Consider the following 9983-nt stretch of genomic DNA (forward strand, 5'->3'; position numbering starts at 1 on the left):
TTGTTGATTTTTGTTTGGCTTTTATGATTATGAAGGATATCGAGCTCTCTGAGAAGGAGACCCTTGGATCAGATGTCAGTATTGACACCTATCACGTTCCAGTTTTGGGAAGCGAGTTAATTGCGGGTTTGGCTGTGCGTCCAGGCGGTCGCTATTTGGACGCGACGCTTGGGGGCGGCGGACACACGAGTTTGATTTTAGCGGCGGCGGCTGATGTTACAGTGGTGGCGATCGACCGCGACGAACAAGCCATCAGTTTTTGCCAAGCCCGATTTGCCAACTCGCCCGTTGAGTTTTGGCACGGCAACTTTGCTGAATATCAGTCCCCAGAGGCCGAATTTGATGGTATCATAGCAGACTTGGGCGTCAGCTCTGCTCAGTTCGATACACCGGAACGGGGATTTAGTTTTCGCCACCCAGCTCAACTAGATATGCGTATGAACCAGCAGCAATCTTTGACGGCAGAAGAGATTATCAACCACTGGGAAGAAGTTAAACTAGCAGATATTATTTACAAGTACGGCGAGGAGCGACTGTCGCGGCGCATCGCGAGGCGGATTGTGCAAAGCCGTCCTTTTCAAACTACAACAGAACTTGCAGGGGCGATCGCCTCCAGCTTCCCCCCCAAGCAGCGCAACGGCAGAATCCATCCGGCCACCCGTACTTTCCAAGCTTTAAGGATAGCCGTCAACTCCGAACTAGCGTCTTTAGAAACTTTCCTAAACCTTGCCCCAAGGTGGTTAAAACCCGGTGGGAGAATCGGTATCATTACATTTCACAGCCTGGAAGACCGACCTGTCAAGCACCAACTCAGAGGAACACCCAGTTTGCAGGTACTGACAAAAAAGCCGATCGTGCCGCAATCCGAAGAAGTCGCTAGAAATCCCCGCTCTCGTTCTGCTAAGCTCAGACTGGCAGAAAGATTAGCTTGATTCGGCAGTAGTAATATGCTTGCTGCAAAAAGTTCAGAGATTAGGGAGACTTGTATGCAGCAATCAAGTACGATTCGGCAAAGATGTAGGGAATAGCGCCAACAACCCACCACTAACCCTCCGGGTACAGTGGGGCTTGAAATACAGCCGGTGTTGACCAGACTTAGGTAGCAATACCTGCGTTAGTAGTAAGTGTTAAAATTCACACCGAGGACAGTGCCCAGCTAGTTAAGAACTCTGCAATCAGAGCATTAATTAGCCGTTTTGAATGCAGGTGTGTTTAGAAAAGTACCGACTGCTAACAAGGTCATTGCTCGTATCACAGCGTCAGTAACTCAGGGCTAAAGCCACTGAGCTTGTAAGAGAAATCAAACAAGCTGTACTGACCAGCCTAAGCCTTAACAGGCTACGTTATTTAGGTCATGACACCCTGGGATGCGAAGCTAGTCCCCTGCCCTGTCGCTAGTAGTTAAACAGTCTTAAAGTCACTGAGACAGTGCTGCCAGCCTAACAAGCCTCTATAACATTGGCGAAGCTAACTTTACCCCAGAAATGGGAGATTGAGGACAACCATATCCTCACGCCTTGGGGCAACCATACCCCTCTGCCCCGCGAGGGGATTCAAGGCGATTGAAATCGCCGGGTCGTTTTCCTCTCAGGACTAAAGTCTCGGAGCTTCCCACTTACCGAGTATTTTTTGTGAAAGCTGACTGGGGAATTTTCCCTATTGAAGCGGCCTACCGAGGCGGGTTACAGTATCGAAAGCCTCTCATCTGTGCGAACAGATGGTGCGAAAGGAATGCTCACCTTGAGGTAAAACGGGTTTCTTTAACTCAACTTGACGTAACTGATATGTTGCATATATCCAGCCCCCCTTTTCCTCCCGCCACCTTGCTGATAACAGCTATGGTGGGGGTTTTCAAGGGGGAAGAAAGATGAGTCGGGGAGATGGAAGCAAGCTGAAACTGATGGTAGTCGATGACGAACCCGACAACTTGGATTTATTGTACCGGACGTTTCGACGCGACTTTCAGGTTTACAAAGCAGATAGCGCCCTCAGCGCCCTGTCCGTTCTAGACGAACAGGGCGAGATGGCGGTGATTATATCTGACCAGCGGATGCCAGAAATGAATGGCACCGAGTTTTTGGGGAAAACAGTCGAGCGATTTCCCGATACGATTCGGATTCTGCTAACGGGATACACCGATGTTGAAGATTTGGTTGAGGCCATCAACTCAGGTCAAGTTTTCAAATACATCACCAAACCGTGGAATCCAGAAGAACTCAAATTGGTGATCAATCAAGCCTCAGAAACTTACAAATACTACAAGCAGCGCAGCGTTGCATTGCGCCGCGCTTTACGCAAGGAATCTCTGTTCAATGAGGTAATGAGCGTGATTCGCGGGTCGCTAGATTACTCTAGTATGGTACAAACTATTGTTCAAACCGTAGGTCAAACTTTTGAGGCCAACTATTGTATGCTGCGGCCGGTAGAGACCGATCGACTATTGCCGAGTACCTTCCCCTACCAAGCCCAAACCTCTGAAGCCAGTAGCTTTTCTTTTGATGAAAATTTGCTGGTTCAAGCTGTAGCCACCCGCCAAACTCAAGTGAACTCAAACAGTGAGGGCGACGGTAACTCGGTTGAGATTGCCGTGCCCCTGACTTACCAGCAAGAATTGCTGGCGGTACTGGCTTTGTGCCAGATTGGCGGCACTAACCCTTGGTCGGCAGAAGAGATAGAGTTAATAGAAGGTGTAGCAGCTCAAGCTGCTCTCGCCCTGTCTCAAGCTAAGCTATACCAGCGCACTCTGGATTTAGCCAAGCAGATGCAAAACGAGTTGGAAGTGGCTCGCCAAATCCAAACAAACTTGTTGCGCCAAAGTTGGCCGGATTTTGAAACTGTCAGGGTGCAAGCTTGCTGCTATCCCGCGCGGGAAGTTGGGGGCGACTTTTTTGAAGTCTACGTCCACTCCCAAGGGGATATTTGGATAGCGGTGGGAGATGTTTCGGGTAAGGGAGTTCCGGCTGCTCTATTTATGGCCAGCGCGATTTCGGTGATGCGGCGGGAACTTTCCCAAGAAGTTTCTCCAGAGCCCGATCGAGTTATGCACAATATGAATAGCAGTATGTCTGACGACCTGATCGGCAACAACCATTTTATTACAATGGTTGTAGCTCGTTACACTCCGTCAACCGGACACCTGGCATTTGCTAATGCTGGTCACATTTACCCGATTGTTTGGTCTCACTCGGAGGTGAAAGCTCAAGCCGCTAGCGGTAAAACCCCAGCCGAGCCGAATTTCCTGAAAGCTCGTGGCATTCCCTTGGGGATACTACCAGTTTGGAGGGGCAAAGCGGGTGCGATCGAATTAAAGTCAGGAGATGTATTTCTGCTGACGAGTGACGGAATTACTGAAGCTAGCGTGACGACTGAAGCGGTCGCAGGGGGTGTACCAACCCGTTCTATGCTACAACAAGAAGGGCTTTGGCAACTCTTGATTCAGGAACCTGGTTCTTTCAACTTGGACAATTTGTTGGCTTACATCCGAGCCGACAATCCCGTTCAGGAAGACGACCAAACCATACTCTCTCTGGAGGTTCTTTGAATCTGTCAGCGACTCCCGACGCATAGTCGGGGGTCAGAGGCGAAGAAAATTAAGCCCTGCTGGTTGGCGGCCCATAGATTAGTCCTGCAAAGGACGGCGTTATCGTCAACAGTAAAAAACCTAGCCGGCGATGGCGCAGCTAGTTTCCTGAATCGCTTTCCTGGGGGATTAAATACCTGTAAAGGGTTAAGGTAGAAGGCATTCGTCAGAAAAAACCAACGCTTAAAAGCCAAGGATTGAAACACAGATTTTTTATGCCTCACTGCTTGCAGTCTCGGTATGATTATCAATTGTTAAGGGGCTTTAAGCTCATAACAAAAGTTTTCAACTATACTCTTAACTTCTGCCTTCTACCGAATGACGAATGCCTGATTTTTAACCAGAAAAGGCTAGTATCCCCCGATTAGTGACAAGTATTGAGGCCGAATCCATTCGGCGCGTCGTATTTCATACCTGGAAGACACAGGGTTTTCAAACTTACGGGATTTTTTTATGAATACTGAGCTTCATGTGCCAAGCGACTTGCGGTTTTTAACAATTGTTGAAAATTGGTTGCTGAGCAGTTTGGAAGTAGAGCTAGGAGAGCACGTCGATTGGCCGCGTCAGTCGAATCGTTTGCGCTTGGTGTTAGCAGAAGCCTATTCTAACGTGATCCGCCATGCTCACAAAGATCAACCCAATTTGCCCGTGTTAATTCGCTTGAATTTAAAAAATAGGGATATTGGTTTAGAAATTTGGGATTACGGTAAAGGTTACGAAATGGATACTTACAATCCCCCGAGGCCGGAAGCTAAACAGGAAAGCGGCTACGGCTGGCTGATTATGAGCAGACTTATGGATCGGGTGGACTACACTTTGCAAATAGACGGTCGCAACTGTCTCAAGTTGGAAGCGAGTTTGCCGGAAAAATCTTAATTAGTCATTAGTCATTAGTCATTAATGATTGGCAAGGCACTTTTTGACTCGCTTTGGCTGTCTGTCGCACACTGCGGTGACAGCCACTTTTTCGTGCAGTAGCGTCAGCCAAACGCGAGACTGTAAGATTGTAGGGGTAAAGTCCCGATCGCACAAATGGCCCAGAAACCGGGTTTTTGGACCCTTAGCGACGCTTCACCAGAGATTTGGTTCAAAAACCCGGTTTCTGCCTCATTCTTGCTATAAAAATCCACTCAACCTGTCGATCGCACGATTTTAGCTATTACGTGCGATCGAGAGGTCAAACAAAAATAGGCAATTTAAATCTGAAACAGCTTATCAAACATCAAATTTTTTCTGTGACCGCATACTTAGCAATTCTTGGGGAGAAGCTAACAGTTTTACCGTGACCGAAAGGAGTTTTTGATCAGAATTGAGCAAGAACAACCATCCGACATTAACAGCAAATGCGGAAGTTTGCACCCGGCCGCTGACCTGAACTTCTACATTGCCATCTTCTAAAATTTGGCTGACACCTTTCTGGGGTTCTAGCTGCATTCCTCGCGCTTCTTTTTTGAGATAAGTGGCGATCGAGATGTTGCCGATAATGGGCTCTTCAAACGGCGCGTGCAGAACCCCGTCATCGGCAAATAAATTAGCCGTCGCGTCAAAATCGCCCGCGTTTAAAGTTTCAAGATATCGCAGTACCGTTGGGTTTGTGATGCCTGCAATCTTTATAGAGGTAGTTAAAATAGGTCGAGTTGTTGCGGTCATAAAAGAAGTGATTTTAGATGAATGAGTATACTGTAATCATTCTCTTTGTCGCAGCAAATCCCTCAAAAGATATAAGTAGGGCTAGGAAAATAATTCTCCGAAAAAAGGAGGAACCGGAGAGCGTCGATCGCAGCTTGAGGAGCGATCGACCAAAATCAATCCTACTTTCAAAAAATACAAGTGTAGCCAAGCTGTAAACCCTGATACAATCAGTCATTTTCCATGCTTCAATTCTTGAATCTAAAATTTAAAATCTCAAATCTAAAATGATATAAACCCAGACACCTAATGGCATCTGGGTTTTTGGGCAAGCCTGTTTAACAGAGCCAACCAGAATATTCTATTTGCGGATCAAATTGAGCAATTCCTTTGGAGATGCCAATAAGTCGATCGCCACAAAGAAAATTTGACCTTGGGGATCGAGCATAAACCGCCACGCAATGTTCATTCCCACATTCGATCCGAACCAAGGAGTTTCGACTTTGCCGGTGACTTTCACTTGGCGGTAGCCATCTTCTGCGGGTTCTGATACGCCTTGCTGGGGCATCATTTTCAGTCCGATGCACTCTTCCCGCATATAGTTGAGGATAGCGTCGCGACCGACGATCGGCTTTTGGAAAGGTGGTTGCAGGGCACCTTCTTCAGCAAATAAACCCACGGCTGGGGTGAAGTCGAAGGCGTTCATGTAGTCGATGTAGCTGAGCACTGTCTGCTCGCTGATACCCTCAATTTGGGTTTTCACCCGCTCTTCGGGAGCGGTGGGAGTGCTGCGGGGGGCTGAGCGTTTGCCGTACTCTTGGCTGAAATCTGGGTCGTAGCCCATGTGAACTACGGTGTTGCGAAGTACGGTAATTTGTTGGCCGGGATCGAGTTTTTTGATGGCTTCGAGAACTGTGGTGGCTTCGGGAGACATTTGATAGCCCGCGGGGATCGGAGCGACAAGGCCCTGTTTCATCAACTGTCCCAACTCGTACCAGAAACCGAGTTTGGTGTTGACGCGCAAGGATGTGTAAATCCGGCCAATTGTTGTGTCGGCGTTGCTGGCTAGGTCAAACATGGTTTTGCTTTGAGCAGCCGGCGACATTTGCTTGATTTCGCTCAGGATGCCTTCAACAAGCGCCATGCTGGCTACTCCGGGAGCTGCTGCGGTGATGGAAACGCCCATTTCGGTGTAGGCATACCAGAGCAAGGCTAGTTGGTCTTCAACGCTGAGTTTGTAGAACGCTTCCGTGGTAGCCGGAACAACGCTAGCAATCTCGGTGTTGGAAAAAATAGATTGAGCTGATTGAATACTAACTGCCATATGTATCCTGTGGGATTCGCTGTCGGTTTTACTTGCGTACTTGAATTTGCGAATCGAATTCTCCCTAAATTAAATTATGTGACATTTTTTACATTTTGGAGTTCAAATTTATAAATATAAAGATTGTGGAAGTATTATCAATTATGTCCCTAAATTACTCTGAAAAATACTAGACTTATAGCGCAATTTGTGCTATTGTTCCTTACCCGATGAAAAAATCAATTAATAGCGATCGCATTAAGCAAAAAGCCCTTGAGTTGGGATTTCACAAAGTCGGGATCGCCTCAACAGACAAGGATTTCGATCTAGAAAAACAAAGATTGCAAGCTTGGCTGGACAAGGGTTATCAGGCGGATATGGCATGGATGGCAAACCCGAAACGGGAGGATATTCGATTAATAATGCCAGAGGTGCAGTCATTAATATGTCTCGCCATCAACTACTACACACCTCACGAACGCCCCTCAAATCCCGCTTCTGAGGGGGGGGTCGAGGCAGGGGTCGAATATGCTAAAATTTCTCGCTACGGTTGGGGGCGGGATTACCATAGAATTTTGCACAAAAAACTGAAGGTTTTGGCAAATTGGGTGCGATCGCAAGGCGAGGGAATTGAAGCGCGGTATTATGCTGATACCGGGCCGATTCAGGATAAAATGTGGGCACAGCGTGCCGGGATTGGCTGGATTGCCAAAAATGGTAATGTAATTTCGCGCGAATACGGTTCTTGGGTGTTTTTGGGCGAAATCTTGACTAATTTGGAGTTAGCGCCGGATGAGTCCCATACGGAACATTGCGGTACTTGTACTCGCTGCATTGAGGCCTGTCCGACGGGGGCAATTACTGAGCCTTTTGTGGTGAATGCCGATCGATGTATAGCTTATCACACGATCGAGAATCGAGCCGAAAAATTGCCCGACGAAATTGCATCTAATTTACAAGGCTGGGTAGCAGGTTGCGACATTTGTCAGGATGTTTGTCCTTGGAATCAGCGGTTTGCTAAACCAACTGATGTGGCAGAGTTTGAGCCTTATCCTGAAAATATAGCACCGACACTTGCAGAATTAGCCGACATTTCCGACGAGGAATGGAACCGCAGATTTACCGCTTCGGCGCTGCGGCGCATTAAACCCGAAATGCTGCGGCGAAATGCGAAAGCCAATCAAATTCACCCTTAAAAGTTGAGATGTTCGCGCTCAAGGTGCTTAGGGTGCACCTTACCCTATAGATAATAACCCTAGGGTGTGTACGGATGGCCAAGAGCCAATACATTATGCAGTAAGTCATTCCCCATCTAAAATCTAAAATCTAAAACGCATCGCTAAGAGTTAATAAATTATGCAGTAAGTCATTCCCATCTAAAATCTAAAATCTAAAACGCATCGCTAAAAGTCAATACATTATGCAGTAAATCATTCCCATTTAAAATCTAAAATCTAAAATCTAAAATCTAAAATTGTATGCTTCCCCGTTCCTTATTTGCTATTGTCTAATGACCAAAGTAATTATTTTTGATTTTGACGGTACTTTAGCAGATACAATCGATATTCTTCTAAGCATCAGCAACCGTTTGTCAGTAGAATTAGGCTTTAAATCGGCGACCAAAGAGCAAATCGCTCAACTGAGCAATTTAACTTCTTGGCAACTCCTTCAGTATTCGGGCATTTCTATCTTCAAATTCCCGCTGTTGATTAGAATGTTGAAAGCAGAGTTACGCACCGAAATTCCCAATATTCAATTATTTCCGGGGATTAAAGAAGTTGTACTGGAGTTAAAAACACTGGGATTTCAACTGGGAATAATCACATCTAATTCCAGAGAAAACGTCTTGGAATCGCTGGAAAAAAACGGTTTGCAAGACACTTTCACATTTATTTACTCTGGCTCAACTTTTGGCAAACATAAAGTTATTAATAGCTGGCTAAAAAGAGAACGTATAAATGCTAAAGAAGTCGTTTATGTGGGAGATGAGATTAGAGATATAGACGCTGCTAGAAAAACAGGAATTAAGGTAATGGCTGTAGCTTGGGGTTTTAATTCTCAGGAGGCTTTGGCTGCACACAATCCCGATTTTTTGATTCAAAGCCCCCAGGAATTGATAGAAATTATGAGTAATTTGCGGGAAGTATAAACTGAAATTGCCAAAAGTAAGACTCCTCGGTTGAAATCTCTTCTAGACAAACTCTCGTTCCACCAAAGAGGGACTAAAGAATAAAAGGGATATTAAAGCCTGATTTGTTATCAGCCATAGTCCTATTATCCTAAGCTGTTGTGCATTTAAATTGTATATTTCGAGTCTCGATCAAAAATCGTCAAATCCTCTCCCCCTCTCCTCTTCTCCCCCTCTCCCTCTCTAATACCATAGGCAATCTAGATGCAACACAGCTTATGTGCGATGAAATTATGTTAATCTCCTTCGCCCCGTTTCAGTGCTGCTAAAACTGCTTGCTGGCTAACTGCTTGGTAGATTTTGCTAAAATGCTGCTTGAGGGCGTCAGATGCGGGCGAGGATTTGCTAGCGGTTCCTTTTCCGTCGGTTGCGATGGGAATTGGGCCTAAGATATCTAATACTGTTTCGCTGCTGGGCGGGGGTACAATTACTACTAAAGATGATTCTAGCTGCTGATTGTATTCCCAAAAGCGATCGACCTTCGGCAATTTAGAATTCGTAGTGGGGGCATTTTCGCCGGAGTTGAGTTGGGAATTTTCCTCTCCTTGCGTACCTCGTCTTTGACGAAGTGCTGTCAAGATTTGCTCTTTGGTTCTCCCCCGCAGTTGAAAGAGTACAAAGGGGTCTTCGCTGAAGCGATCGCCCAATAAGTAGTATACTGCACTGATGTGTTTGCAAGGGTTTTTCGGGTCAGGACAGCTACAGCGCGATCGAATATCAGATAAGCTTAACGGAAATAGCGTTTTGCCTGCTGCTGCAAATACATCCTCAATATTGTGTGGCATTTCTCCTGCTAGTAATTTAGCGGAAAAAACTGCTCTTTGCGACATATTTTCAATCACATAATCCCAATCTTCATCGCTCAATGTATCGAGTCCTAAAGAAACTTGATAGGGTTTTGGATCAGTTCCTTGAACTATGGCAATTACTTCTTGATTGGGAAATTTAATGCTGAGAACTTTACCTTCGCGGGCGTATTGCCAGCCACGTTCTAAGCGCTTTTTGAAGCGGTAGGTATTGATTAAATCTAACCACTGTTGTGTCCACCATTCTCTGTCAATCATTTATTTGGGAATTGGGAATTGGGCATCGGGCATTGGCCAAACAGGTAATTGGGATGCTGGAGTCAATCGATTTTAGATTTTAGATTTTAGATTTTAGACTGAAGCATTGACCCCACGGATAAATTCGGGGGGCAAGTTTCATCGGATACAGGTTTTTTATTTCTCCCCGGATTCATCCGGGGGCTTGTATCCTGGATGCTGGAGTCAGAAAGGAAAAAA

At 46.1% G+C, this 9983-nt stretch carries 8 protein-coding genes; 5 read left to right on the forward strand and 3 right to left on the reverse strand.

Features of this window, described 5'->3' with window-relative positions; translation table 11 throughout:
• The first annotated feature begins 29 nt into the window (after positions 1 to 29).
• The 3 genes from rsmH to QUB11_RS07175 all read left to right on the forward strand — a co-directional run bounded on the left by rsmH (position 30) and on the right by QUB11_RS07175 (position 4456).
• Positions 30 to 932: a 16S rRNA (cytosine(1402)-N(4))-methyltransferase RsmH gene (gene rsmH / locus QUB11_RS07165; RefSeq protein WP_333205317.1), complete on the forward strand. Its 903-nt coding sequence runs from the start codon at positions 30 to 32 to the stop codon at positions 930 to 932.
• Between the two features lie 935 nt (positions 933 to 1867).
• Positions 1868 to 3541, forward strand: coding sequence for a SpoIIE family protein phosphatase (locus tag QUB11_RS07170; RefSeq protein ID WP_333205318.1), 1674 nt, complete (start codon positions 1868 to 1870; stop codon positions 3539 to 3541).
• Positions 3542 to 4033: 492 nt separating this feature from the next.
• Positions 4034 to 4456 carry an ATP-binding protein gene (locus QUB11_RS07175; protein ID WP_006633914.1) on the forward strand — a complete coding sequence of 141 codons (423 nt, stop codon included), beginning with the start codon at positions 4034 to 4036 and terminating at the stop codon, positions 4454 to 4456.
• 339 nt (positions 4457 to 4795) lie between these two features.
• Here QUB11_RS07175 and QUB11_RS07180 read toward each other — a convergent pair whose 3' ends face one another.
• Together QUB11_RS07180 and QUB11_RS07185 are read right to left on the reverse strand one after the other, a co-directional pair.
• Positions 4796 to 5230 carry a nuclear transport factor 2 family protein gene (locus QUB11_RS07180; protein ID WP_333205319.1) on the reverse strand — a complete coding sequence of 145 codons (435 nt, stop codon included), beginning with the start codon at positions 5228 to 5230 and terminating at the stop codon, positions 4796 to 4798.
• 340 nt (positions 5231 to 5570) lie between these two features.
• Positions 5571 to 6533 (reverse strand): orange carotenoid protein N-terminal domain-containing protein, encoded by a 963-nt coding sequence (locus tag QUB11_RS07185; protein WP_333205320.1) that lies wholly within the window; start codon positions 6531 to 6533, stop codon positions 5571 to 5573.
• A 209-nt stretch (positions 6534 to 6742) separates the two neighbouring features.
• Between QUB11_RS07185 and queG the strand changes: the two genes are divergently transcribed.
• Both queG and QUB11_RS07195 read left to right on the forward strand, forming a co-directional pair.
• On the forward strand, positions 6743 to 7708 hold the full coding sequence (gene queG / locus QUB11_RS07190) for a tRNA epoxyqueuosine(34) reductase QueG (protein WP_333205321.1): 966 nt from the start codon (positions 6743 to 6745) through the stop codon (positions 7706 to 7708).
• A gap of 314 nt (positions 7709 to 8022) precedes the next feature.
• The gene (locus tag QUB11_RS07195; protein WP_333205322.1) at positions 8023 to 8661 is read left to right on the forward strand and encodes an HAD-IA family hydrolase; all 639 of its coding nucleotides are present in this window, start codon (positions 8023 to 8025) and stop codon (positions 8659 to 8661) included.
• A gap of 275 nt (positions 8662 to 8936) precedes the next feature.
• On the opposite strand, the gene QUB11_RS07200 is transcribed toward QUB11_RS07195, so the two are convergent.
• Positions 8937 to 9764 (reverse strand): SWIM zinc finger family protein, encoded by an 828-nt coding sequence (locus tag QUB11_RS07200; RefSeq protein WP_333205323.1) that lies wholly within the window; start codon positions 9762 to 9764, stop codon positions 8937 to 8939.
• Positions 9765 to 9983 lie beyond the last annotated feature (219 nt).

This window comes from Microcoleus sp. B6-A1, assembly GCF_036705085.1.
Classification (GTDB): Bacteria; Cyanobacteriota; Cyanobacteriia; order Cyanobacteriales; family Microcoleaceae; genus Microcoleus.

What these genes read in the sequence shown, in the direction of transcription:
- rsmH (WP_333205317.1), top strand. Translation starts at nt 30, where the DNA reads ATGAAGGATATCGAGCTCTCTGAGAAGGAGACCCTTGGATCAGATGTC.
- QUB11_RS07170 (WP_333205318.1), top strand. Translation starts at nt 1,868, where the DNA reads ATGAGTCGGGGAGATGGAAGCAAGCTGAAACTGATGGTAGTCGATGAC.
- QUB11_RS07175 (WP_006633914.1), top strand. Translation starts at nt 4,034, where the DNA reads ATGAATACTGAGCTTCATGTGCCAAGCGACTTGCGGTTTTTAACAATT.
- QUB11_RS07180 (WP_333205319.1), bottom strand. Translation starts at nt 5,230, where the DNA reads ATGACCGCAACAACTCGACCTATTTTAACTACCTCTATAAAGATTGCA.
- QUB11_RS07185 (WP_333205320.1), bottom strand. Translation starts at nt 6,533, where the DNA reads ATGGCAGTTAGTATTCAATCAGCTCAATCTATTTTTTCCAACACCGAG.
- queG (WP_333205321.1), top strand. Translation starts at nt 6,743, where the DNA reads ATGAAAAAATCAATTAATAGCGATCGCATTAAGCAAAAAGCCCTTGAG.
- QUB11_RS07195 (WP_333205322.1), top strand. Translation starts at nt 8,023, where the DNA reads ATGACCAAAGTAATTATTTTTGATTTTGACGGTACTTTAGCAGATACA.
- QUB11_RS07200 (WP_333205323.1), bottom strand. Translation starts at nt 9,764, where the DNA reads ATGATTGACAGAGAATGGTGGACACAACAGTGGTTAGATTTAATCAAT.